Genomic DNA, 24,906 nt, shown 5'->3' on the forward strand with positions numbered 1-24,906 from the left:
GTTCAGCTCAGGCGCACGAGCGCCATCGTCCAAGGCAGCGGTGTGCGCACCTCTTCGACCGTGCCGAAACGCGACAGCAGCGCGACGAAGCCGCGTTTCGACCAGTGGTTGATGTGCCCCGGGGTGTTGCCCAGGTCGCGGAGGTAGGCGCCGCGCGCGACGTTCAGCGCACGCCACAGCGGTTCGCGCGGCACCGAGCAGACGAGGTACCGCTGGGCGACGCGCGCCATCTCGGCCAGCGTCGCCTCCGGGTCGGGTACGTGTTCGAGCACCTCGATCGCGCTCGCGCAGTCGAACTCGTCGTCGGCGAAGGGGAGCGCGCCGCCGTCGCCGACCACGAACTCGAGGTTCGGCGCGCTGCGCTTGCGCCAGTGCGCCTTGAGTTTCGGGTCGTCGAGATCGAGCCCGACGACGCGGCAGCGGTGCACGCGCGCGATGCGCTCGCTGACGATCCCCTCGCCGCAGCCGACATCGACGAGGGAGCTCGGCGCCGCACGGCGCAAGAGCGCGTCGAGGTCGCGCTCGAAGCGCTCCATCAGCCTCCGCACCAGCGGGTTGCGTGAGCCGTACTTGTCGAACGTGTTGCCGGTCGGGACCGCCGTTTCGATGGCTGTGTGCGATCGTGCCTGTCCCATCGCTCACGCCTCTCCGCTGTGGTCGCTCGCACTGCGAGCTGCTGCTTGCGCGGCCGCCACGCCAGGAGCGACCGCCTGCCGGTTAGCGGGGTCGCGCTGCTCGGAGTCGTCAGCCGGCGCGGCACCCGGTTCGTAGTTCGACGGCGGAACCCCGAGCTTCAGCTCCAGCCGGCGAACGCGTTCGAGCGTGCGCTGCTGGAGCACACGCATCCCGGCTAGGACGTCGCCGATCACGCCGAGGGCGGCGAGCTGCGTGGCGACGATGAAGAGGGTCGCGCCGAGGATCAGCGACTGGACGTGGCCGCTGCCCTCGCCGATAGCGAAGAAGTAGAGGAAGCGCGCCCAGATCACGAGCGCCACCAGCGCGACCGCCGCGGCCGCGATCATGAACGCCCGCAACGGCTCGTAGAGCGTGTAAACGCGCAAGATCGCCGCCGCGCTACGCCGCACGTACGCCCACATCGACGGAAAGAGGCGCGACTCGCGCGTCTTGGGGTTCGTCCTGATCGGGACGTGGTCGAGCGCGATCGCCATCTTGCCCGCTTGGATGATCGTCTCGAGCGTGTAGGTGAAGCGCGAGACGACCTGCACCTGCAGCGCCGCTTCGCGCGTGTAGGCGCGGAACCCGGACGTGGTGTCGGGCACGGTCGTACCCGAGGCGCGGCGCACCACCGCGCTGCCGAGCCGCTGCAGACGCTTCTTCAGCGGAGAGAAGTGTTCGATGGAGTCGACCTGGCGGTCGCCGATCACCATGTCGGCCTCGCCGCGCAGGATCGGTTCGACCAGCTTCGGAATGTCGGCGGCGCAGTACTGGTTGTCGGCGTCGGTGTTGACGATCACGTCGGCGCCGAGCTTCAGGCAGGCGTCGAGGCCGGCTTGGAACGCGGTCGCGAGGCCCTTGTTGCGCGTGAGGCGCACGATGTGATCGACGCCGTGGGCGCGCGCCACCTCGACCGTTCGATCAGTCGACCCGTCGTCGATGACAAGCCACTCGACACGGTCGAAGCCCGGGACCTCGCGCGGCAGCTCGCGCAGCGTCAACGGCAGCGTGTGCTCCTCGTTGTAACAGGGGATTTGGATGATCAGCTTCATCTTGCCGGGGCGCTGGTCGTTAGCCTGTAGCGACGTTTGACCCCTGAGCGCCCGGGTGGGTAGCTTGCCCGGAAGGCGGGCAAGCGCGCGCTCGACCGGAGTGCGCTGCGGAGTCTAAAGTCTCGCGACCGGGAGAACGGAGAAGCGCATGCACGAACTGATCGCTTACATCGATCCTTCGAGCGGTGGGCAGATCTTGACGATCATCGCCGGCGGTCTCGCCGCGGTGGCGGTCACGATCCGCATGTACTGGCACCGCCTGCTCGTACTGCTACGCATCCGCAAGCCCGACGAGGACCGCAACCCGACGGACCAGAGCAACGCCGCCAAGCAGCGAGCGGAGACCGGCGCTTAAGGTCCCGTCCTGACGGTCGCGCGAGCCCGAAAGCTCGCGACGGTGTGTCGGCAGCGGTGCAGCCGCCGCACGCTGCCGCTAGTCGCGAATCCGGCAGATGCCCGCAGAAGACATCCGACGACCTGAGCTAGCCGCTGCGCGCCTCGACAGCGGCTCTTTCCGCGACCCCGAAAGCCGTGTCTTTTACGCCGACGGCGAGGTGCTGCGTGCGCTCAGCGCCGAGGGGCTAGCTGATTTCGAGGCGTTGGCGCAGAGCGCTCTCTTCGCGCGCGCGCAAGCGGAGGGCAGGATCGTCCGCACCGAGCGCGTCGACGACTGGCGGGCGCTCGACCTGCCACTTGTAAAGGAGCCGGCCGCGGTTTTGCGGCACGAGCGCGTGCCGTTCGTCTCGTATCCGTACGAGTGGCCCTTCTCGATGCTCAAGGACGCTGCCCTGCTGCAGCTCGATCTCTTGCGCGACGCGCTCGCCGAGGCCCTCGTTCTCAAGGACGCCTCGCCTTACAACGTCCAGTTCGTCGGGGCGCGGGCGACGTTCGTCGACGTCGGGTCGTTCGAGCGTCTGCGTCCGGGCGAGACTTGGACCGCTTACCGCCAGTTCTGCATGTTGTTCCTGTACCCGCTGCTTCTGCAAGCACTGCGGGGTGTCGACTACCAGCCGCTGTTGCGCGGTCAGATCGACGGCATCGACCCGTTCGCGATGCGCGCACTCTTGCCGCTGCGCGACCGTCTGCGGCGAGGCGTGTTCACCCACGTGACGCTGCACGCCCGCCTGCAACAGCGCTACGCCGACCGCGCCGGCGAGATCCGCTCGAGCCTCAGTCGCCAGCTCGCCGATCCCGCGCTGCAGCGCCGCCTGCTCGACGCCAACGTGCGCAAGATGCGCAAGCTCGTCGAACGCCTGCGTTGGCAGCCGGCGTCGGGAGTGTGGGTGTCGTACGGCGAGCGCAACACCTACAGCGACGAAGACACTCGCCTCAAGGAGCAGTTCGTCGAAGAGGCCGCGGCGGGTGCGCGCCGGCGCCTGGTCTGGGACCTGGGCTGCAACAACGGTCGCTACGCACGCATCGCCGCGCGCCACGCCGACTACGTGGTCGCCGTCGACGCCGACCAGGGTCCCGTCGAGCTGCTCTACCGGGATCTGCGCGAAGAAGGCAACGATCGCATCCTGCCGCTCGTGATGAACCTCGCCGACCCCTCGCCAGGGCTCGGCTGGCGCGGCGCCGAGCGGCGTCCGTTGTGGGAGCGCGGGCGGCCCGACCTCGTGCTAGCGCTCGCGCTGATCCACCACATCGCGATCAGCGCCAACGTCCCGGTGCGCGAGTTCCTCGACTGGCTGCACAGCCTCGGCAGCGAGCTCGTGATCGAGTTCCCGACGCGCGACGATCCGATGGTGCAGAAACTGCTGGCCGGCAAGCGTGCCGGGCTTCACCCCGACTACGAGCGCGAGCGTTTCGAACGCGAGCTGCGCGAGCTGTTCGAAATTCGCAAGTCCGTCGAGCTGCCGTCGGGAACGCGCATTCTCTACCACGCGTATCCGCGCGGCTCGGGCGCTGGCTCGGCCGCCGCGGCGTCGGGCACGCGCGCCGGCGGCTGATGGAGCGAGCGGCAGCGCCGAACACGAACGAGGAGGGCGGTCGCACGCGTGCACGCGCGCTGTTCGCTTCCTTCCTGCGGCTTCTCGCTTTGTCGTCGCTCGCTTTCGCCGGGCCGCTCTTCGACCTATTGCGCGAAAACCCCGAGTTTTTCGCCGCTCGCGGATCGCCGCCGCTCGACATCGTCACCTTCGCGCTCGGGTGGGTGCTCGTGCCGCCGCTCCTGCTTGTGGCGCTCGAAGCGATCGTCACTGTCGCCTCGCGACGGGCCGGTCGGGCCGTGCACCTTGCGAGCGTCGTGGTGCTCGTCGCCTTGATCGTGTCGCCGACGCTTAAGCGCGTCGGGACGCTGAGCGACGGCGTGCACGTTGCTGTGGCGCTCGCACTCGGCGTGGCTGTGGCGGCGCTGTACGTGCGCGCTCGAGCGGTGCGCTCCTTCGTCTCGGCGCTGGCTTTCGCGCCGGCTCTGTTTCTGGCGCTGCTGCTCGTTTTCTCGCCGGTGTCGAAACTCGTCTTCCCGAGCGAGGCGAGTGCGCGTGCAGTAGGCGGGGTACCGCGCGCGCCGGTGGTCGTTGTTCTCTTCGACGAGTTTCCCGTCGCGTCGCTTCTCGACCGCAACGGCCGCATCGACGCCCGCCGCTATCCGAACTTCGCAGCCCTCGCGCGTGACGCCACCTGGTACCGCAACACCTACACCGTGTACGACTCGACCGAGCGTGCCCAGCCGGCGATCATGGACGGCAACTATCCGCGCAAGGACACGCTTCCGACCGCGTCCGACCATCCCAACAGCATCTTCACGCTGCTCGGGCGCACGTACACGATGAACGTCTCGGAGGAGGCGACCAGCGTCTGTCCGACCAGTCTCTGCCGTGACGAGCGCACCGAGGAGCCGTTCGCCGAGCGGATGCGCTCGATCGTCGGCGACCTGGCGCTCGTTTGGGCACACGTGGTCGCGCCTGCGCACGCCGAGGACCGGTTGCCGTCGGTGTCGCAAACATGGGGCAACTTCGGCGCCGGCGAAGGGGCCGAATCGAGCCGCCGCGCCACCGTCGGTGCCGGCGAGCGGCCCAACACCCGTGCCAACCTCAACGCAAACCGCAACCACCGTTTCCTCGAGTGGGTCGCGCGCATCCGCCCGGGCTCGCGGCCGTCGCTCAACTTCAAGCACACGCTGCTGCCGCACATCCCGTGGCAGTACCTGCCGACCGGGCAGCAGTACCGACGGGTGGCGAGCGATCCGATCCCCGGCATCAACCGCTACGCCTACCGCGACCCCGGCCAGGTCGCTGTTCTCTGGCAGCGCCACCTCTTGCAGGTCGGGTTCGCGGACTACCTGATCGGGCGCCTCATCCGCCACCTGAAGCGCGAAGGTCTGTACGACCGGGCGCTGATCGCGATCGCCGCCGATCACGGCGTCGCGTTCGATGTCGGCGCCTACGACCGCCGGCGCCTGACGCGGCGCAACGCGGCCGCGGTCGGAGCAGTGCCTTTCCTGCTCAAGGCGCCTTTCCAGCGGCGCGGGCGGATCGACGACGCGTACGTCGAGACGGTCGACATCCTGCCCACGATCCTCCACGTGCTCGGCGTCGATCCGCGCGTGCGCATGGACGGCAAGCCCGCCTCGAGCCCCGCCGTGCGCGCGCGACGACGGGTGCGCATTTTCGAACGTGGCAGCTTCCGTCCGATCGTCTTCTCGGCGGCGGACTGGCAGAGCCGCAAGCGGGCGCTGCTCGCGCGCCAGCTAGCGCTGTTCGGCGACGGCGCCGAAGGGCCGTGGCGGATCTTCGAGATCGGACCGCGAACCGACCTGTTGCGCCGCTCGGTGGCGACGCTGCGCACGACCGTCGCGCACGGCGTGCGGGCACGCTTCGTCGAGGCCGGTGAGTACCGCAACGTCGATCCGCGCTCGACGACTGTGCCGGTGTGGGTGACAGGCTGGATCGAGGGCTCGCCGCGCGGCGCCACCCGCGACGTCGCCGTCGCGGTGAACGGGACGATCGTCGGCGTCGGGCGCACGTTCCACCTGGTGCGCGACCAGGGCGAGAACTTCTCGATCGTGGTTCCCTGGTGGGTGTTCCGGCGCGGCCGCAACGACGTCGCGCTGTACGAGGTGCGGGGTAACGGCGCGGGCACCGAACTTGCGCTGATCGGGCGCGCACCCTAGCGCCGCGCGTCGACGACGCTGCGAGAGCGACCGCAGCGGTCGCTTTACGGGACCTCGTTCAAGCAGCTCTCGATCTCGTCGAGGAGTTTGTCGCTGCCGCGTTTCACCCAGAGGAGAGCGTTACCGATCTGTTCCGCGCCCTCGGCCCCGCCTTCGAACTGCAGCGCTTCGGCTTCGCCGCTGGTCGTGAAGTAGCGGATCCGCGGCGCGCCCGGCCCCCCGCCGACGACGATCTCGCGCTCGCCCACGGCGCGCGCCGGCAAGCGCTTCGCGGTGAGGCAAGCGAGCGCTTGCCCGCGCTTGTCGTTGGGGTTGGGGCCACCGCCACCGGTGGCGGCACCGGAGGAGCAGCCAGCGAGCAGCGCGGCACCGAGGGCGGCGGTGACAGCGAGCGAGCTTGCAGCGTGTCGACGCACCGCAGGCAGGCTAGTGGCTTGCGCGGAAGCGTGCGGTCAGCGGAACGGCGCGGTGGCGCGGAAGCGCTTGCGCAGCTCCCAGTAGGCAGGTTTCGGCGTACCGGTTTCGTCGATCAGGCCCTTGTTGTTCCACGGCGGGGTCGGGCGGTTCGGGTTTCCCCCGCGCCACAGCGGGGTGACGCGGAAGTCGCGCAAGATCCACACGATCGACGCCGCCACCCACGGGCGACGCTCGTGGATCGCCAGGTGGTCGAGCAGGAAGCGGGTCTGGAAGGCGAACGTGCCTTTCGTGTCGGCCGGCCCGTCATGCGTCGCCTCGGCACCGAACTCGGTCACGAAGATCGGTTTGTCGGGATACGCCAGGTGGAACTGCCCGAGGATCGTGTTGAGGTCCTCGGTGCGGCCGCTGTACCAGCCGAAGTACTCGTTGACGCCGATCGCGTCCAGCTCGTCGAACGCCGGGTGCCAGACCCGTGTTGGGTCGAGCGGCGCGGCGCGGTCGATCGTCACGAGTCGTGTGGGGTCGAGCTCGCGCACAAGCCGCGCGGTTGCGCGCAGGTAAAGCTCGTAACCCGGACCGACGGTGCCGGCGTAACGGTTGTCGCCGAGAGCGAACTCGTTGCCGAGCGACCAGGCGATGACCGACGGGTTGTTGATCTCGGCGTCGACCATCTGCCGCACGCTGCGCTGTGCGGCGACACGAACCGAGCGCAAGTTGAGAGCGCCGTTGGTGAGCTGGTAGACGGGCGGCTGCGCCCAGTAGAGGATGCCGGCGCGATCGAGCGCCTCGAGGATCGCCGGGTGGGGGGGATAGTGCGAGCGCGTGATCGTCGCCCCGAGATCGCGCAAGCGGTCGACGATCCAGCGGCGCTCGCGGGGACCGAGAGCCGCGCCGAGCTTGGGGTCGTCCTCGTGGAAGCTGGCCCCAACGAGCCGCACCGGCCGGCCGTTCAAGAGCAGCACGCCGCCGGGGCGGACCTCGATCAGGCGCACACCGCTGTAGAGCACGTAACTGGCGCGGTAGCGCGGGCGCGTAGAACTTGGGCTGCGCGTCGACTCGCTGTCGCGGTCCTGGTCCCGGAGCCGTGTGGCCTCCTCGCCGGTGGCGCTGAGAAGGAGCCGGTAGAGCGCCGGTCGCCGTGGCTGCCAGAGCACGGGACGTCCGATGCGAAGCGGCAGCGTCACCGCAGCGCGCCCGGCAGGCGCGATGGTGAGCGCGAGCGAGCTGCTCCCGGCCGGACGGCGGCGCGGATCGCGAGCGCTCGCGGCGATGACGACGCGCAGGGCGCGAGCGGTCGCATTGCGGACGACGGCACGCACGCGGAAGGTGGCGCTGCACGTCGGGCAGCGCAGCTCCGGCAGGGCGCTGACGCGCTCGATATCGATCCCGTAGACAGGGCGGATCTCGACCTCGCGGGCTATCCCGCCGAAGTTCCACCAGCCGCCGCGCCCGTAGCGACACGCGTTCGTCTCGAAACGGCTGTGCGAGAGGTCGTAGGGGCCGCGCATCGTCGACGCGCGCACCACCAACCGGTTGGTGGCGCGCGGATCGAGTCCCCGCGCATCGAGCTCGAACGGTGTGTATCCGCCGCTGTGCTCGCCGAGCTTGCGACCGTTGAGCCACACGGTGGCGCGTTCGCGCACGCCGAGGAAGCGCAGTCGCCAGAGCGTCGGACGCTCGGTGGCATCGGCCGTGCGGGGAAGGCGAAACTCCTTCCGGTACCAGCCCCAGCCGCTGCGATTGCGGACGGTGTCGGTGGCGTTCCAGACGTGCGGCACGGTCACGGCTTGCCAGCCGTCGAGCGTGGTCTGGGTCGGCAGGCCGCGCGCTTCGCCGGTGCGCTCCTCGTCGAGCTGGAAGTACCAGCGGCCGCCGAGCAAGAGCCGCCCGGTCGGCCCGTTGCGCTCCGGCACGCCGCGCGTCGGCACGTCGACGACGAGCGGCGGCGTGGCCTGCGGCTGCGTCGCCGGGAGCGGGACCGGGACGCAGCGCGTGGGCGGTGTGCCGGACGAGCCGTCGCCCTCGCCTTCGCCCGGCTGCGGCTGCGGCGCCGGCGCGGCCCCCGTCTGCGCGGCGCGCGCGTCGACCGAGTAGAGGTCGCGGCCCGGCGCGCTCGATCGCGACGCTGCGCTAGCGGCGGGGTCGAGGGCAGCGATGGTGGCTGCGCCTAGGACCGCAAGCAGCGCGATTCCCCGCGCGATCGGCGCAGCCCGCAGCGAGCGGCGCGCGGGCGGGCCGAGGCTTGTCGCCGCTGCTTTCGCGTGGCGCGGCGCCGTGGGACGAGCGTCTCTGTCGAGCGACTGCACAGGCACGGCTTGGAACCAACTCGTGGCGAATGCACGAACACGCCGCTCGGCGAAGCGCTGCGCCCGGCTCCGCGCCGCGTCCCGGCAGCCGCTGGTGGCGCGGCAGGGCACGACGCGAAGCGCTCGGCGCGTTCGTGGTCGCGGTCGCGGCGCAGGCTAGCCGGTCGCTTCGCAACGTGCGCCGGTCAGGGGCGGTCGCGGCGCACGTCTCGTCGGACTGTCCTTGGGCCGGTGCGTCGGGAGCGCATATTGGCGAGAGCGACCCGGGCGCCAGCTCACGCGCGACCAGGATTCGCACGACCAGGTTTCGCGCTCGCTCACGACCAGGACTCGCGCTCGCAGAGTGACACTGCTACCGTGCCAGCGCATAGCGCGGACGTGCGGGACGTGCCCGCGTTCCGCTCGGCGCTCTCGTTCAAGGTCCGAGCAGGCGTCGCTCGGCTCTCTTCCGGCGATGAACAGACGCTTCGCGTTCCTGCAAATAGCAATCTCGGTCACGGCCCTCGCCGCCGTCGTGTGGTGGGCGTCGCGCCAGGAGGCACCCCAGTTCCCGCACTCGGCCGGGGCGCTCGCGTGGCTCGTCGCGGCGCTTGCGATCTACGCCGTCGCGACGCTCTTGCGCGCCGAGCGCTGGCAGCGGATCATCGCCGTGAGCGGCCTCGAGGCGCGGCGGCGCGATGTCGTCGGCCTGACGCTCGTCGGCTACATGGGCAACAACGTGCTCCCGGCGCGCGCCGGCGAGATGTTGCGGGTGGTGCTTTTGTCGCGGCGCTCGGCGGCGGGAAAGAGGCAGCTGCTCGGAACGGTGGTGTGCGAGCGCGTCCTCGACGCGCTGGCGCTCGGGGTGATCCTGGTCGTCGTCGCGTACGGGCTGCTGCACGGCGCGCGCCTGCCGAGCGAGCGGCCGCTGGTAGTCGCAGGCGCCGGGATCGTCCTGGTCGCGCTGGCGATCGCAGCGCTGCAGCTCGTGCGCCGGCACCCGGCGCTCGGGCGCGTCCGCGAGGTCGTGCGGCCGCTGGCGCAAGCGCCCCGCGCCCTGGTGGGACCGCAGGGGATCACGCCCTTTTTCGCCTCGCTCGCTATCTGGGCGCTCGAGGCCAGCGTGTACTTCGCCGTAGCGGAAGCTGTGGGGCTCGGCATCGATCCCATCGATTCGCTGTACATCGTCGCGATCACCAACCTGTTCGCGATGCTCCCCGCCGCTCCCGGCTACGTCGGTACCTTCGACGCGGCGGTCTTATTCGGCGTAAAAGCCGTCGGCGGCACTGCCGGGCTCGCGCTGTCGTACCTGGTGCTCTTGCGGTTCGTGCTGTTCGTGCCGATCACGCTCGTCGGGCTCGTTGTGCTGGTGGCGCGCTACGGCGGCTGGGCGGCGCTGCGCGCCGCCCTGCGGGTCGAGGCGTCGAAGGCTTGAGCTGGCCGTGCCGCTAGTCGCCGAGAGCGCACACGCGCCCGCCACGGCCGCGCCCGGCGCAGCCGGGCTCGCACCCGGGCGCTTCCTGGTCACGGGCCTCGCCGGGGTCTCGCTGGTCCTCGCTGCGCTCACGCTGCTCTTGCCTTCCACACCCACCTACGACCCCTGGGCGTGGCTCTTATGGGGACGCGAGATCCTCCATCTCGATCTCGTGACCACCGGTGGGCCGTCGTGGAAACCCCTGCCGGTGTTCTTCACCACTCTTTTTGCCGTCTTCGGCGCGAACGTGGCCCCCTACCTCTGGCTCCTGGTTGCGCGCGCCGGCGGCATCTTCGCCTGCCTGATGGCTTGGCGTCTGGCGCGGCGCCTCGTCGGTGGCGGGATCGCGGGAGCGGCGGCAGGCGCGGTGGCTGCTGGCGCGCTCGCCTCGAGCTACAACTTCGCGCGCGACGCGGCGCTCGGCAACTCGGAGCCGCTGCTCGCCGGTCTCTTGCTGCTCGCGGTAGAGCGGCACCTCGACGGCCGGCGCGACCACGCCCTCTACCTCGGTGTCGCAGCGGCCTTGTTGCGTCCCGAGGTGTGGCCGTTCCTCGGGCTCTACGGCCTTTACTTGTGGCTGCGCGAGCCACAACTGCGGCTGCGGCTCGTCGCGTTCGCGCTGCTCGTGCCCGCGCTCTGGATCTTGCCCGAGTGGTGGGGATCCGGCGATCCGCTGCGGGCGTCGGAACGGGCCACGAACCCTAACCGGGGCAGCGTCGCCTTCGCCGACCATCCGGCGCTCGAGCTCGCGCGGCGCACCGGCGAGCGCACGCCCGAGCCGGTGTTCGCGGCGGCGGCGGTGGCGGTGCTCGCCGCTCTCGCCGGCCTGGGCCAGGTCCGGCGGCTGCGCCACGCCGCTGGCGCTGCACGCGGCCAGCGGGTAGCGGAAATGCCGCGTGCGGTCGCCGGCGACGCTGCGCTGCTCGTGCTAGCTGCGCTCGGCGCGGCGTGGTTCGGGCTCGTCGCGGCGATGGCCGAGCGCGGCTATGCAGGCAACCAGCGTTACTTGATCGGTACCACCGCTGTGCTGTGCGTACTGGCCGGTGTCGGCGTGGGACGCATTCTGCACCTGGTCGGCCGCGTGGGTGCTGGCCGCTCGTCGCGCCGCGCCGCCGTGGTGCAGGCTGCGACGGTCGCGGTCATCGCCGCGATCGCCGCACCGGTGGTGGTCGCCAAGGCCGATAACGTCGGCCGCGTCACCGATCGGCTGCGCTACGAAGCACAGCTCTGGGCCGACCTCAAGCGGCTGATCGCCCGCGCGGGAGGCAAGGAGCGTCTGCTCGCCTGCGGCGGGGTGTTCTCGGGACCGTTCCAGACACAGATGGTGGCCTACGAGCTCGGCCTGCACGGCCGCGACGTCGGGTGGCCCGGAACGCCGCCGCCCGGCGTGCTCTTCCGCACCCGCACCGTCCCGGGCGGCCCGCTCGTCGGGATACCCCGCGACCGGCGCTACCGCGAGGTCCTGCGCGTGGGCCTATGGCGCATCTGGACCGTTCCCCCGCAGGGCCAACCGCCCGGCCCGCGCTCTTGCCCGCGCCGGCCGGGGCAGCCGACCGCGCCGCCGCCACCGGGCGGCCTGCCGTTCGCTCGTCGCACCGCGACCGCGACTACCACTACGCTGCGCGCGTGGCAGTAGCGGCCCCGCGCACCAGTCGAGGCACAGCGGCGCGCATCGACAATCGCGTCGCGATCGGCTTGTTCGTCGTCGCTGCGGTCGCCGTTTCGTGGTTCTTGCGCACGCGCGCGCTCGGCGCATCGCTGTGGATGGACGAGGGTCTCTCTGTCGGCATCGCCTCGCAGCCGCTCGACGAGATCCCGACCGTGCTCCGCCAGGACGGTTCGCCGCCGCTCTACTACCTGCTGCTTGGCCTTTGGGTGCGGCTGATCGGCAACGGGCCGGCCGAGACGCAAGCGCTGTCGGTGCTGATCGCTGTTGCCTCGATCCCGATCGGGCTGTGGGCCGGCTGGAGCTTGTTCGGGCGACGCGCCGGCATCTACCTCGCTGCCATGTGCGCCGTCAACCCGTTCCTCACCACTTACGCGCAAGAGGTGCGGATGTACTCGCTGATGTTGACGCTGTCGCTGGCGACAAGCGCCGCCTTCCTCAACGCCTTCGTGCTGCGTCGCCGGGCCTACCTCGCGCCGTTCGCCGTACTGCTGGCGGCGATGCTCTACACCCACAACTGGGCGCTGTTCGTGTCGATCGGTCTGGTGACGGCGCTCCTGTGGCTGTTGGTCGAAAGCGCTCCCAGCGAGCGACGCGCGCTCGTGCGCGACGCCGGGATGACGTTCGGTGCGGCCGGCGTCCTCTACTTGCCGTGGCTTCCGACTTTGCTCTTCCAGGTCCAGCACACCGGCGCGCCGTGGCTGAACCCGCCCCGCCTAGGCGCCCCGGTGCAGATCTCGAAGTATCTGCTCGGCGGGGGTACCGCCACCTGCGCGCTGGCGCTCGCGGGCGGCAGCGGCATCGCCGAAGTCTTCCGGCGTGGCCGCGACGATCCCGAGCGCAGGACGCTCTTCGCCACCGCCCTCGTCGTCGTGGCGATGCTCGCTTCGGCGTGGCTCGTCTCGCAGGTCTCGCCGGCGTGGACGACGCGCTACTTGGGCGCATCGCTCGGTCCGCTGATGCTGATCTTCGCTGCCGGGCTCGCCCGCGCCGGCAAGCTCGGGATCGTGGCGCTGTGCATCGTGCTCGCGATCTGGTCGCTGCCGCGCCTCTACGACCTGCGGAACAAGAGCAACGCCGCCGACTTGGCGCAGGCGGCTGTGAGCCAGCTGCGACCGGGCGATCTTGTGATCTCGCTGCAACCCGAGCAGGCGCCGCTTCTCGCCTACCACCTCGAAACCTTGCGCGGTGAGCGCGGCCTGCGCTACGCGACGCCGCTCGGGCCCGTAGCGAACCGCTTCGTGATGGATTGGCGCGACTCGCAGGAACGGCTCGAGCGGGCGACTGTCGCCAAAAATCTTGAGCCCCTGCTTGCTAGCCTTCCGCGCCGCGCCCGGGTGCTTTTGGTGCACCCGATAACGGCGCGCCGCGACGACTGGGATGCGCCCTGGACGGCGCTCGTCCGACGCAGGGCCGCTCAATGGGGGGCAGCGCTCGCGACGGACCGGCGCTTCCGCCGCTTGGGGACGGTGCCGCCGTTCTATCGGCGAGCGACCAGGATCGGGGTGCGAGCCGTGCTCTACGAGAAGACCGGAGCGTGACAGCGATGGCCAACCAGAACATGCCCACCAACAACGACGACGCGCGCGGCCGTCACGTGCCGGCGCCGAAGCCCAAGAAAGAGCTCGTCAAGACACCCCCGCCCGGCAACCTCGCGCACCCCGAGATGCTCGAGAAGCCGACCCTGGTACTGGGTGCGGGGCCCGCGGGCTTGACCGCCGGCTACCTGCTCGCCAAGCAGAGCCTTCCTGTCGTTGTGCTCGAAGCGGAGGACCAGGTCGGTGGCATCGCCAAGACCGTCGTGCGCGACGGTTACCGCTTCGACCTCGGCGGCCACCGCTTCTTCACCAAGGTGCGCGAGGTCGACGAGCTCTGGCACGAGATCATGCGCGAGGAGTTCCTGCTGCGGCCCCGCATGTCGCGCATCTACTGGCGCGACGGTCGCGGCCGCACGAAGTTCCTCGACTATCCGCTGCGCGGCCCCGACGTCATCCGCAAGCTCGGCCCCGTCGACCTCACCAAGGCGCTGCTCTCGTACCTCTGGGCGACGATCAAACCGAAGGGCAAGGAGGAGACCTTCGAACAGTGGGTCTCCAACCGCTTCGGGCGCTGGCTGTTCAACCAGTTCTTCAAGTCCTACACCGAGAAGGTGTGGGGAGTGTCGACGTCGGAGATCCGCTCCGAGTGGGCCGCACAGCGCATCAAGGGGCTCTCCTTCTTCAGCGCGGCGAAGTCGGCGTTCTTTGGCAACAAGGGCAACAAGGTCAAGTCGCTGATCTCCGAGTTCCACTACCCGCGCTACGGCCCCGGCCAGATGTGGGAGACGATGACCGACGACATCGAAAAGCTCGGCGGGAAGGTTCTGCTCAACCACAAGGTCACCAAGCTCGAGCTCGACGGAAACCGTGTCGTACGCGTGCACGCCGGCGGCGAGGTGTTCGAGCCCTCGCAGGTGATCTCGTCGCTGCCGCTGCGCAACGTCGTCGGCATCGTCGACCCGCCGGCGCCGGGCGAGGTGCGCGCCGCCGCCAAGGGGCTGCGCTACCGCGACTTCCTCACCGTTGCGCTCGTTCTCGACGGCGAGGACCTCTTCCCCGACAACTGGATCTACATCCACGACCCGCACGTCAAGGTCGGCCGCATCCAGAACTACCGCTCGTGGAGCCCGTGGATGGTGCCCGACCCCACCAAGGCGTGCGTCGGGCTCGAGTACTTCTGTTTCGCAGGTGACGAGCTGTGGTCGATGGACGACGACGATCTCGTCGACCTGGCGATGAGCGAGCTCGAACAGCTCGGCCTGGCGACTCGCGACAAGCTCCAGTTCGGGTTCGTCGTGCGCGTGCCGAAGGCCTACCCGATGTACGACCAGGACTACGCCGACCGGGTGGCGACGATCCGCGCTTGGCTCGAGGGGATCGAAAACCTCGTGCAGGTCGGGCGCAACGGTCTGCACCGCTACAACAACTCCGACCACTCGATGCTGACAGCCATGCGTGCGGTCGAGAACCTGGTGCACGGCACCGACCACGACATCTGGGCTGTCAACGCCGAGTCCGTCTACCACGAAGAACAGACCCAGGACGAGGAGCAGCCCTACATCCGCGCTCCCGAGACCGAGGCGATGAAGGAGCCGCTCGCCTCCTAGCCACCGCGGAGGCGGCCCCGCCCGGCCGGGCTAGACCTCGTTGCCCGGAGCGGGGCGGTCGTCGGGAGCGATCGGCAGACGCACGATCGGCAAGCCGCGGCGCTGCTCGCAGCGTCGCAACCTGCGCACTTCGATCAGCGGACCTGGCCGCGCGTAGGCACGCGGGTAGTAGAGGTAGGAGTGGTCGAAGTGGAAGGGTACGGGCCGGGCGCCGCGCCGGTAAGGACTGAAGCGGCGGATGACGGTCGACTCGCTGTCGAGGCGGCGGTAGTAGGCGCGCGCTGCCGCCGACGCGCGCTCGGCGCGGTCGCGCACGAGGCTCATCGTTATCACCGTGCAGTAGCCGTAGAAGCGGTACTGGTCGATCAGCCGCGGATATAGCGCGCGGTAGTAGTTGGTCGCCGCAAGTGCCCCGTCGGGGCGAGCGAGGATCGCCGGTTTCCCGCGCGCACAGCGCTCGTAGCCGGGAAGCTGCACGCGCCAGCCCGGGTGTCCGAAGCCGCCCTCGTCGGCGCAGCGCCCCACCCACCGGGGAAGCACGCCGGTGGGATCGACGACATACCAACGCTCCGGCACCGCCGGCTCGACGACCGCCCGCAGCTCGACGTTGCCGCTGCGCACGAGCCACTCGCGCAGAAGCTCGCGCGTGTCGGCGGCCGCGGCGACGCGCAGCTGATGGAGGTCGGCGGTGAGAGGCTGCAGCAGAGCGATCGCGGCAAGCGCGACCGTCGCGAGCTGTGGCGCCGAGCTCGCCCCTGCCGCGGCGCGGCTGCCGGTTACCGCCATCGGCGCGTCGCCACGGCGACGTAGCGCGCGCACGCGCGCCGCGAGGACGCCTGCGCTGTGGACGATCCCGACCCCGGCCAGCAGCGCAAGCTGCGGGTAGGCCGGTAGCAGCCAGCGCGCGAAGGCACGCGACTGCACCGACAGCCAGAGGAAGAGGAGGAGCGGAAAAACCGCTACGACAAGTGCCAGCCGGCGATCCCGTCGCCACAGAGCGATCGCGCCGACGACGGCGAAGCCGCTGGCGACGAGGCCGAACCCCCAGCGCAGGCTGTCGAGGTAGTAGATCGGTGGTTGCTGCGTCTGTCCCGCCTTGCGCGCCAGGCCAGCGACGGCTGCCTGCTCGCGCAGGTCCCGCCAGGCTGTCACGAAGTTCACGAACAGGTACGGGTTGGCGGCGGCGAAAAGGAGCGCGCCGAGAGCGAGGCCGGCGGCGGCCGCTGCCAAGCCGCGGCGTACCGCATCACGGCGCAGCAGCGCGGCCGCAAGCACCGGCACGGCGAGCAGCCCAGCGGTGTACTTGAACGCGCAGGCGATCCCGACCGCGGCTCCGGCCGTGACGAGCCAGCGCGCCCGCCCGTGGGCGAGCCACGCGGCGGCGCCCCCGACCGCCAACGCAGAGCCGGCGAGCGCGCCGCTGTCGGTGACGGCGATCCGCCCGTAGGCGACCGGCAGGAACGCGAAACAGAGCAGGGCCGCCGCCACGAGGGCGACAGCGCGACCAAAGGTGCGCCGCGCCACGAAGTAGAGCGCGGCCACCCCCGCCAGCGAGAGCAGCGCTGCCAGAGCGCGGGCCGCGAGCCAGATCTCGGTCGGGTCGCGACTGAATTGGCGGGGAACGGTGCCCCACTCGAGTGGGAACCAGAAGCCCAGCCCGCCGTAGAGGAAGCGCAGCCACAGGTAGGCGAGGTAGATGAAGGCAGCGGGGTTCTGGTAGTAGCCGGGGTCGAAGTCGCCGTTGAACATCTGCACGGTCCGGTTCACGAAGTGCGTGCGTTCGTCGAGGTTCCAGACGAACGGCAAGCCGTACCGGGCGTGCGCAAGCCGCAAGGCGAGGCCGAGGGCGAGCAGTACCGCGAGCGGCAGCAGTTGCAGCGACCGGCGCAGGGGCGTCAGCCCCCGCGAGCGCTCGGGCGTGCGCGCCGAGCGCACTCCCGCCCATTGTCCTTGCGACTCGGCTGCCACGGCGGGGCAGGCTAGTTAGTGGCTGCCGCTACCACGGCGGAGCACCGTGCCCACGGGGCGCCCCTCCTGGCGCGCTCGCCGGCGCGAGCTGGCCGGGTGAGCGCGGCGGCTCGCACCGCGGACCCCGCTCTGCCACCATCAAGAAACAGTGCGCTGCGCCCCAGACGACCGCAACGGTGTGGGCACCGCGGAAAGCGGCCTCGGCGAGCGTGACGAGCGCTTCCTGCGCCGCGCGATCGCGCTGGCGCGCAACGGTGTCGGCAAGACCAGTCCCAATCCCGCTGTCGGCGCGGTGGTCGCGCGCGGCGACCGCGTTCTCGGCGAGGGCTGGCACCGGCGCGCGGGGGAGCCGCACGCCGAGCGGGAGGCGCTGGCCGCCTGCACAGCCGATCCACGTGGCGCGACGCTATACGTGTCGCTCGAACCGTGCTGCCACCACGGTCGCACGCCGCCGTGCACCGACGCGATCGTCGCGGCCGGCATCAGGCGTGTGGTGGTCGCCTCCGACGATCCCAGCGACAAGGCGTCGGGGCGAGGGTTGGCGGTGCTGCGCGACGAGGGCATCGAAGTCGTGGTCGCCGGGGGCGAGCTCGCACGCGAGGCTCGCCTCCTCAACCAGCCGTTCCGCAAGCACGCACGCAGCGGCCGGCCGCACGTCGTCCTCAAGTACGCGATGACCCTCGACGGCGCCGTCGCCACGCGCAGCGGCGACTCGCGCTGGATCTCGAGCGAGCGCAGCCGCGAGCTGGTCCACCGCTGGCGCGCCGCCGCCGACGCCGTGGCGGTAGGGATCGGCACCGCGCTGGCCGACGATCCGCTGCTCACCGCGCGCCTGCCGGACGTCGAGCGCCAGCCCCTGCGAGTCGTTTTCGATTCCGAGGCGCGACTGCCGCCGGCGGGCAAACTTGCGCGCACCGTCGCCGAAGCGCCGGTGCTGGTGTTCGCTTCGCGGGCAGCACCGCGGCCGGCGCTCGAGCGGCTCGAGGCGGCCGGCGTCGAGGTGGTCGTTGTCGGGGGACCGACCGCGGAGGCGCGTGTTGCGAACGCCCTCGACGAGCTCGGGCAGCGCGGTGTGCAGTCGCTGCTGTTGGAGGGCGGGCCGCGCCTCGCCGCAGCGTTCCTGGCCGCCGGCGAAGTCGACGAGCTGCGGGTCTTCGTGGCGCCGATCCTCGTCGCCGACCGTGACGCTCCGCGCCCCCTCGCCGGCAGCGGGCCCGAGGCGATCGCCGACGCGCTGCGCGCCCAGGTCGAGTGCGTCGAGCGCATCGACGACGATGTGCTCGTCCACGCCCGCTTGCGAGAGTGGTAGACACGGGCGCTGGAAGCGCCCAGCGCGCGGGCGGCGGCAGAACCGGAAAACGGACGGCGAGGTAGCGAGAGCGTGTTCACGGGACTGGTGCGCGAGGTCGGTCGGGTAGAGGCCGTGGAGCGAAGCGGCGAGGGGGCCGAGATCGTCGTCGCCGCAGAGCTCGCGCGCGAGCTCGGGCCGGGCGACTCGATCGCGGTGGACGGTGTCTGCCTCACCGCCGTCGACACCGCTCCCTCCCGTTTCCGTGCCCAGGCGATGGCCGAGACGCTGCGCCGCTCGACGCTTGGCGAGCTCGCCGCCGGCGCTCGCGTCAACCTCGAGCCCGCGCTGGCGGTGGGCGACCGCCTGGGGGGCCACATCGTGCAGGGCCACGTCGACGGTGTCGCCGAGGTCGTCGGGTTAGCAGCCGAGGGGTTCGCCCGGCGCGTCGAGGTGCGCCCACCCGCCCGACTGCTGCGCTACATAGTCGAGAAGGGGTCGGTCGCGCTCGCCGGGGTCTCGCTCACCGTCGCGGCGGTCGCCGAGAGTACCTTCTCGGTGGCGTTGATCCCCGAGACGCAGGAGCGCACGACGCTCGGCGAGCTCGCCGCTGGGTCGCGCGTAAACATCGAGGTCGACGTGCTCGCCAAGCACGTCGAGCGCCTCGTGCGCGAATACGTGCACAATTTGCCTGCGGCCGGAGCTGGCGAAGCGGGCCGCTAGGCGAGAGCCGCGCGACCGCGGCAAGGAGCGCAAGATGGGCGAGCGAAAGTCACCGTTCAGCACGATCGAGGAAGCGATCGAGGAGATCCGCGCCGGACGCATGGTCGTCGTCTGCGACGCCGAAGACCGCGAGAACGAGGGCGACCTGACGCTAGCGGCGCAGTTCGTGACGCCCGAGGCGATCAACTTCATGGCTAAGTACGGTCGCGGGCTGATCTGCCTCGCCCTCACGCCCGAGCGCTGCGAAGAGCTCGGCCTCGAGTTGATGACAGCCAAGAACGAGTCGCCGTTCGAGACGGCGTTCACGGTCTCGATCGAGGCGCGTGAAGGGGTGACCACCGGCATATCGGCGCACGATCGCGCGCGCACGATCCAGGTCGCGATCGACCCGCGCACGAAACCGAGCGACCTCGTCCAGCCGGGCCACGTCTTCCCGCTGAAGGCCAAGCCCGGTGGCGTGCTCGAACGTGCAGGCCAAACCGAGGCGGCGGTCGACCTGGCCCGCCTCGCCGGCCTCACTCCGGCCGGCGTGATCTGCGAGATCATGAACGACGACGGCACGATGGCGCGGGTGCCCGACCTCGAGCGGTTCTGCCAGCGCCACGGCCTCAAGATGATCACGATCGCCGACCTGATCGCTTACAGGCGGCGGACCGAGAAGCTGGTCGAGCGCGTCGCCGAGGCCAGCCTGCCCACCCGCTACGGCGACTTCACGGTGATCGGCTACCGCTCGCTGGTCGACGGCAAGCACCACGTCGCGCTCGTCAAGGGCGACGTCGCCGGCCGCGAGAACGTGCTCGTGCGCGTGCACTCCGAGTGTTTGACCGGCGACGTCTTCCACTCGCTGCGCTGCGATTGCGGCGAGCAGCTCGAGTCGGCGCTGGCGATGATCGAGCGCGAGGGGCTGGGTGTGCTGCTCTACCTATCGCAGGAAGGGCGCGGCATCGGGCTGCTCAACAAGCTCAAGGCGTACAAGCTGCAGGAGGAGGGGCTCGACACCGTCGACGCCAACCTCGAGCTCGGGCTGCCCGCCGACCTGCGCGACTACGGCATCGGGGCACAGATCCTCGTCGATCTCGGGCTGACTTCGATCCGCCTGCTCACGAACAACCCCAAGAAGATCATCGGGCTCGAGGGTTACGGCCTGCGCGTTGCCGACCAGATCCCGATCCAGCACCCGCCGAACGAGCACAACCGCGAGTACTTGCGCGCGAAGCGCGAGAAGCTCGGGCACCTGTTGCACCACCAAGGTCTCGCGCTTGACGAAGAGATGATCCACGCCGAGCGCTTGCAGGACCGGCGCCTCGGCCGCGCGGCAGTGGAGACCGATCTCTACGGCGAGGGGCCAGCGCCCGCGCGTCGCAAAACGAGCGGCCCCGGCCACGTGACGAGCGGAGCCGAGGGTGGCTGACAGCAGCGGCCGCGGAGTCGTCGCGATCTGCGCGGCGCGCTTTTACCCCGATCTTGCCGACCGGCTGGTCGCGGGCGCCCAGCGGGTGCTTGCGGACGCCGGCTACGAGCACGCCACCTTCGACGTGCCGGGCGCGTTCGAGCTCCCGCTCGCCGCGCAGTGGTGCGCCGAGAGCGGACGCTTCGTCGCCGTTGTCTGCCTGGGGGTGGTGATCCGCGGCGAGACCGACCACTACGACTTCGTCTGCCAGGAGGCGGCGCGCGGTATCGGCGCCGTGCAGCGGGCGACGGGTGTGCCCTGCGGTTTCGGCGTGATCACGTGCGCGAACCGTGAGCAGGCGCTGGCGCGCGCGGGCGAAGGGCGTCGGCACGTCGGCGAGGACGCTGCCCGCGCCGTCGTCGCGATGCTCGACCTGCGCGCGCGGCTCGCGCCGGCGGGCGCCGTGCGCTAGCCTGTCGCGCGTGTCCAGGGTGTGCTTCGTCTGCGGCAAGCGACCGGGCTTCGGGCATAACCGCAGCCACTCGATGGTCGCTACCAAGCGCCGCTTCAACCCCAACTTGCAAAAGATCAGGATCGTCGTCAACGGCAGTCCGCGGCGCGAGTACGTCTGTACGCGCTGCATCAAGGCGGGCAAGGTTCTGAAAGCGGCCTGACGCGACCGGCGGCGTCGCTCGCCGCAGCGCTCCGGTGTCCGAGCCGATCCTCGTTCGCTTTCGCAGGGTCGTGGCGGGCGCGCTCGCCGAGCTCGAGCGCCGTCGCGCCGAGGTCAACGATCTAAACGTCTTCCCGGTCCCCGACGGCGACACGGGCGACAACATGAGCTTGACGCTGCGCGCCGTGCTCGCCGAGCTGGACCGCCTCGCTGATGCCGATCTCGACCAGGTCGGTCGCGAGGAGGTGGTGGCCGCGGTGGCGCGCGCCGCGCTGCTCGGTGCGCGCGGCAACAGCGGCGTGATCCTCTCGCAGATCGTGCGCGGAGCCGCCGAGGAGCTCGCTTCACGCCGCGGCCAACCGATCGACCCGGCACTGATCTCCGCTGCGCTGGCGCGCGCAGCCGACGCCGCCTACTCATCGGTGCGCGAGCCGGCGGAAGGGACGATGCTCACCGTCGTGCGGGCGATGGCGACAGCTGTCGCGCACGAGGTCGCACGCATGCCCGCGTCGCGTCTCGATCGCGGGGTCGCGGCGGCCGAACAGGATCGCCTGCTTGCTGACGTTCTCGAGACCGCGCTCGATGCCGCGCGGCGAGCCGTCGCCGACAGCCCCTCGCAGCTCGCGGTGCTGCGCGAAGCGGGCGTCGTCGACGCCGGCGCCTACGGTCTGTGCGCGCTGCTGGCTGGTGCTGTCGCGGTGCTGCGCGGCGTGCCCGTCGAGCTCGAGCACCATGCCCCCTCGTCGCGGCCGGCGATCCACTCGCCGGCGCACACCTCCACCCGCTACCGCTACTGCACCAACTTCGCGGTCAGCGGCCGGGATTTGAACCCCAACCAGCTGCGTCTGCGACTCGAGCAGCTCGGCGACAGCGTTCTCGTCGTCGGCGACGCGCGCACGGTGCGCGTCCACCTGCACACCAACGACCCCGAGGCAGCGGTCGCTCTCTGCGGCAAGGAGGGCGAGGTTTCGCGGCTCGACGTAGCGGACATGTGGCAGCAGGTCGAGGAGCGGAGGGTGCGCGTCGAGGGCGCGGTGCGCCAACGGCCGCGCTGCGGTGTCGTGGCGGTGGCATCGGGTAGCGGTCTCGAACGCCTGCTCGAGGAGCTCGGTGCTGTCGTCGTCGGTGGCGACGGTCCTGTCCGCGCCCGCGAGCTTTTGGCTGCGATCAACGCCACCGGCGCAGAAACGGTCGTGATCGTTCCCACCGATGAAGCGGCGGCAGGTGCAGCGCGCGACGCAGCCGAGCTCGCCGAGCGCCCGGTCGTCGCGCTCGACGCTCTCGCGCCCCAGCAGCTCCTCGCCGCGCTCGTCGAGTTCGACGACGCCCGTCCCGCCGACGACAACGCGGCTCGCATCCGCGCGCGCGCCGAGGCTGTCGCGCACGGCGGCGTGCGGCCCGTAGCGGTGGGCGACAGCGCCGCGAGCAGCGAGGAAGCGGTAGCTGTCGTCGGCGACGACGAGGTGGCGCGCGGCCGCCCGCGCGAGGCGCTCGCCGCGCTGGCCGACCAGCTGGCCGCAGGCGCAGAGCTCCTGACCGTGCTAGTCGGCCGCGACGCGCCGCTCGGCGAAGACGAGCTGCGCGAGTGCCTGCCGAAACACCTCGAGGTCGAGGTTCTGCCCGGCGGCCAGCGCGACTGGTGGTGGCTGCTCGCAGCCGAATAGCTGAGCGCTGGCGCTGACTGAGCGCTCGCGTTGACACGCGGTTTCGCTGCACCGGCGCCGCCACCTTCCCCGCCGCGGTCGGTGCGCTCCGCTGCCGGCGCCGCTGCCGCGACGTCTACCCGCGCGTCCACCATTAGCGCTGTGCTCGGCCAGCGACCGCACTTCGAATCCCTTCCGGCGCCCGCGCAGCTGCGCTCGGGGCCGTGGCCCTCGGTGCTCGCGCGCGCGGTTCGTGCACCCGGTTTGCGGCGAGAAGCGCTCGCAGCGCTCGGGATCGAGACGGTCCGCGACCTGCTCGAACACCTGCCCCACGCGCACCGCGCGCCCGGAGAAGTGCGCGCGATCGCCTCGCTCGCGGTCGGGGAGCGAGCGGTCGTGGTGGGGGTGGTCGAGTCCGTCGAGGTTCGCGACGGCCGTCCCCCCGCTTCCCGGTGGGGGGCCGAAGCGCAGAGGCGACGAAGCCCGCGCCGCATCGAGGCGCGGCTAAGCGACGGCAGCGGCGCCCTCGTCGCTGTGTGGTTCAACCAGCTCTGGTTGCGCGAGCGGCTGCGCCCTGGACAGGTGCTGCGGCTCGAGGGCGTGATGCGCCGCCGCGGGCACTTCTGGGTGCGGGAGCACGAGTGGCTCGAAGAGAGCGGGGGAGGGGTGTGGCCGGTGGGGGTGCAGGAGACGTCGGCGGCGACACCCGCCTCGCCGGCGACGTCCGCCCCGGCGGACGGGCGCGACGACGCGCTCGTACCCGTGCACCCGGCCGGCAGCGGCGTCAGCGCCCGCCGGCTGCGCAAGCTCGTCGAGCGGGCATGCCCGGCGGCGCTCGCCGAGCCCGATCCGCTGCCGCCGCGGCTGCGTGCGCGCGAGCGGCTGCCCGATCGCGCGGCGGCGCTGGTGTCGGTGCACTTCCCGCGCTCCCCTGACGAGGCCGAGCGCGCCCGCGCCCGGCTCGCTTTCGAGGAGCTTTTGTTGCTGCAGCTAGCGCTCGGGCGACGCCGGCGGGCGCGCCGCGAGCGCGCGCGGGCGCCGCGCCTGCAGCCGCCGACCGACGCCGTCGAGAACTGGCTGCGCTCGCTCCCGTTCGCTCCCACCGGCGACCAGCAGCGCGCGATCGCGACGGTCCGTGCCGAACTCGCCAGCGAAGTGCCGATGAACCGCTTGCTGATGGGCGAGGTCGGTTCCGGCAAAACGCTCGTCGCGGCGGCCGCCCTGCTGCACACCGCGGCCGCGGGCTACCAGGCTGTGCTGATGGCGCCAACAGAGACGCTCGCCGAACAACACCACCGAACCCTCGACCGGCTGCTCGGCGGTCACTTGCCGCTGTCGCTGCTCACCGCCAGCATCGGCCGACGCGCGCGCGAGCGTGTGCTGCGCCAGCTTGCCACCGGCGAACTCCTGCTCGTCGTCGGCACGCACGCACTGATCGAGCCGACGGTGACGTTTCGCCGGCTCGGGCTCGCGGTGATCGACGAGCAGCACCGCTTCGGTGTGCGCCAGCGTGCCACCCTGGAAACCAAAGGTCCCGATGGCCGTGTGCCGCACGTCCTGCACATGACCGCGACACCGATCCCGCGCACTTTGGCGCTCACCGCCTACGGCGATCTCGATGTCACCGTGCTGCGCGAGCTGCCGAGGGGCCGCCAGCCGGTCGAGACGCTCGTGCTGGCTGGCGAGCGCGGGAGACGCGAGGCGCTCGCCCGCGTCCGCGCCGAGGTGGCGCGTGGCCACCAAGCGTTCATCGTCTGTCCCCTGGTCGAGGAGTCCGAGGCGCTCGCGGTGCGCGCAGCGACCGCCGAGTTCGAACGACTCGCCGGCGGCGAGCTGAGCGGGTTGCGTCTCGGACTGGTGCACGGCCAACTTCCCGCCGCCGAGCGCCAACGCACGATGGGCGCGTTCGCTCGCGGCGAACTCGACGTGCTGGTGGCGACGAGCGTGATCGAGGTCGGCATCGACGTCCCGAACGCCACGGTGATGGTGGTAGAGGCGGCCGAGCGCTGGGGGATCGCGCAGCTGCACCAGCTGCGCGGCCGGGTCGGCCGCGGCGCGGCACCAGGGGTCTGCATCCTGCTCGGCGATCCGCAGCGCCCGCGTCTGCGCGCGCTCGCCGAGCACGCCGACGGCTTCCGGCTCGCCGAGATCGATCTCGTGCTGCGCGGCGCCGGCGATGTGCTTGGCACCCGCCAACACGGGCTGCCCGAGCTGCGTTTCGCGCGCCTGCCGGGCGACAGCCACCTGCTCGAGCGTGCGCGGGCGATCGCCGCCGACATGCTCGCTCGCGACCCGGACCTCGCCGCGCCCGAACACGTGCTGCTGGCGACAGCGACCGCCGAGCGCTTCGGGACGCTCGACCGACCGATCCCCGCCTAGCGCCGCCCTGCGTT

General features: G+C 71.1%; 19 protein-coding genes. 14 read left to right on the forward strand and 5 right to left on the reverse strand.

The annotated features are described in order from the left end of the window. Positions 1-2 precede the first annotated feature (2 nt). Together JDY09_RS03890 and JDY09_RS03895 are read right to left on the reverse strand one after the other, a co-directional pair. A complete protein-coding gene (locus JDY09_RS03890) occupies positions 3-635 on the reverse strand; it encodes a class I SAM-dependent methyltransferase (RefSeq protein WP_274717732.1) in 633 nt (210 codons plus the stop codon). Positions 636-638: 3 nt separating this feature from the next. Continuing rightward, positions 639-1,727: a glycosyltransferase family 2 protein gene (locus JDY09_RS03895; protein WP_274717733.1), complete on the reverse strand. Its 1,089-nt coding sequence runs from the start codon at positions 1,725-1,727 to the stop codon at positions 639-641. A 148-nt stretch (positions 1,728-1,875) separates the two neighbouring features. On the opposite strand from JDY09_RS03895, the gene JDY09_RS03900 reads away from it, so the two are divergent. The 3 genes from JDY09_RS03900 to JDY09_RS03910 all read left to right on the forward strand — a co-directional run bounded on the left by JDY09_RS03900 (position 1,876) and on the right by JDY09_RS03910 (position 5,841). Beyond that, the gene (locus JDY09_RS03900; protein ID WP_274717735.1) at positions 1,876-2,082 is read left to right on the forward strand and encodes a hypothetical protein; all 207 of its coding nucleotides are present in this window, start codon (positions 1,876-1,878) and stop codon (positions 2,080-2,082) included. Between the two features lie 97 nt (positions 2,083-2,179). Further along, positions 2,180-3,676 (forward strand): class I SAM-dependent methyltransferase, encoded by a 1,497-nt coding sequence (locus tag JDY09_RS03905; RefSeq protein WP_274717736.1) that lies wholly within the window; start codon positions 2,180-2,182, stop codon positions 3,674-3,676. After that, on the forward strand, positions 3,676-5,841 hold the full coding sequence (locus JDY09_RS03910; protein ID WP_274717738.1) for a sulfatase-like hydrolase/transferase: 2,166 nt from the start codon (positions 3,676-3,678) through the stop codon (positions 5,839-5,841). The genes JDY09_RS03905 and JDY09_RS03910 overlap by 1 nt, the downstream gene beginning before the upstream one ends. Before the next feature lie 44 nt (positions 5,842-5,885). On the opposite strand, the gene JDY09_RS03915 is transcribed toward JDY09_RS03910, so the two are convergent. Then, entirely contained in the window at positions 5,886-6,257 is a 372-nt protein-coding gene (locus JDY09_RS03915) for a hypothetical protein (RefSeq protein ID WP_274717739.1), read from the reverse strand. Positions 6,258-6,293: 36 nt separating this feature from the next. Then, positions 6,294-8,570, reverse strand: a complete 2,277-nt coding sequence (locus JDY09_RS03920) for a glycoside hydrolase family 2 protein (RefSeq protein ID WP_274717740.1) — start codon at positions 8,568-8,570, stop codon at positions 6,294-6,296. Positions 8,571-9,018: 448 nt separating this feature from the next. Here JDY09_RS03920 and JDY09_RS03925 point away from each other — a divergent pair, with 448 nt between their 5' ends. The 4 genes from JDY09_RS03925 to JDY09_RS03940 are packed head-to-tail and all read left to right on the forward strand — an operon-like array spanning position 9,019 to position 14,828. Continuing rightward, positions 9,019-9,978, forward strand: coding sequence for a lysylphosphatidylglycerol synthase transmembrane domain-containing protein (locus JDY09_RS03925; RefSeq protein WP_274717741.1), 960 nt, complete (start codon positions 9,019-9,021; stop codon positions 9,976-9,978). Between the two features lie 7 nt (positions 9,979-9,985). Beyond that, on the forward strand, positions 9,986-11,653 hold the full coding sequence (locus JDY09_RS03930; RefSeq protein WP_274717743.1) for a hypothetical protein: 1,668 nt from the start codon (positions 9,986-9,988) through the stop codon (positions 11,651-11,653). Continuing rightward, positions 11,644-13,224, forward strand: a complete 1,581-nt coding sequence (locus JDY09_RS03935; protein WP_274717745.1) for a glycosyltransferase family 39 protein — start codon at positions 11,644-11,646, stop codon at positions 13,222-13,224. The genes JDY09_RS03930 and JDY09_RS03935 overlap by 10 nt, the downstream gene beginning before the upstream one ends. A 5-nt stretch (positions 13,225-13,229) precedes the next feature. Continuing rightward, positions 13,230-14,828: an NAD(P)/FAD-dependent oxidoreductase gene (locus JDY09_RS03940; RefSeq protein ID WP_274717746.1), complete on the forward strand. Its 1,599-nt coding sequence runs from the start codon at positions 13,230-13,232 to the stop codon at positions 14,826-14,828. A gap of 30 nt (positions 14,829-14,858) precedes the next feature. On the opposite strand, the gene JDY09_RS03945 is transcribed toward JDY09_RS03940, so the two are convergent. After that, positions 14,859-16,796 carry an ArnT family glycosyltransferase gene (locus tag JDY09_RS03945; RefSeq protein ID WP_274717747.1) on the reverse strand — a complete coding sequence of 646 codons (1,938 nt, stop codon included), beginning with the start codon at positions 16,794-16,796 and terminating at the stop codon, positions 14,859-14,861. 148 nt (positions 16,797-16,944) lie between these two features. On the opposite strand from JDY09_RS03945, the gene ribD reads away from it, so the two are divergent. The 7 genes from ribD (at position 16,945) to recG (ending at position 24,892) form a co-directional block, all read left to right on the forward strand. Continuing rightward, positions 16,945-18,105, forward strand: a complete 1,161-nt coding sequence (gene ribD / locus JDY09_RS03950) for a bifunctional diaminohydroxyphosphoribosylaminopyrimidine deaminase/5-amino-6-(5-phosphoribosylamino)uracil reductase RibD (protein WP_274717748.1) — start codon at positions 16,945-16,947, stop codon at positions 18,103-18,105. A gap of 72 nt (positions 18,106-18,177) precedes the next feature. Further along, positions 18,178-18,807, forward strand: coding sequence for a riboflavin synthase (locus JDY09_RS03955; RefSeq protein ID WP_274717750.1), 630 nt, complete (start codon positions 18,178-18,180; stop codon positions 18,805-18,807). A 34-nt stretch (positions 18,808-18,841) separates the two neighbouring features. Beyond that, entirely contained in the window at positions 18,842-20,218 is a 1,377-nt protein-coding gene (locus JDY09_RS03960; RefSeq protein ID WP_274717751.1) for a bifunctional 3,4-dihydroxy-2-butanone-4-phosphate synthase/GTP cyclohydrolase II, read from the forward strand. Next, positions 20,211-20,669 carry a 6,7-dimethyl-8-ribityllumazine synthase gene (ribH, locus tag JDY09_RS03965; protein ID WP_274717752.1) on the forward strand — a complete coding sequence of 153 codons (459 nt, stop codon included), beginning with the start codon at positions 20,211-20,213 and terminating at the stop codon, positions 20,667-20,669. The genes JDY09_RS03960 and ribH overlap by 8 nt, the downstream gene beginning before the upstream one ends. Positions 20,670-20,679: 10 nt before the next feature. Beyond that, positions 20,680-20,871: a 50S ribosomal protein L28 gene (rpmB, locus tag JDY09_RS03970; protein ID WP_342455269.1), complete on the forward strand. Its 192-nt coding sequence runs from the start codon at positions 20,680-20,682 to the stop codon at positions 20,869-20,871. A 34-nt stretch (positions 20,872-20,905) separates the two neighbouring features. Further along, positions 20,906-22,534, forward strand: coding sequence for a DAK2 domain-containing protein (locus tag JDY09_RS03975; protein ID WP_274717753.1), 1,629 nt, complete (start codon positions 20,906-20,908; stop codon positions 22,532-22,534). A gap of 141 nt (positions 22,535-22,675) precedes the next feature. After that, positions 22,676-24,892, forward strand: coding sequence for an ATP-dependent DNA helicase RecG (gene recG, locus JDY09_RS03980; RefSeq protein ID WP_274717755.1), 2,217 nt, complete (start codon positions 22,676-22,678; stop codon positions 24,890-24,892). The last annotated feature ends 14 nt before the right edge of the window (positions 24,893-24,906 follow it).

The organism is Thermoleophilum album (assembly GCF_028867705.1).
Taxonomy (GTDB): Bacteria; Actinomycetota; Thermoleophilia; order Solirubrobacterales; family Thermoleophilaceae; genus Thermoleophilum.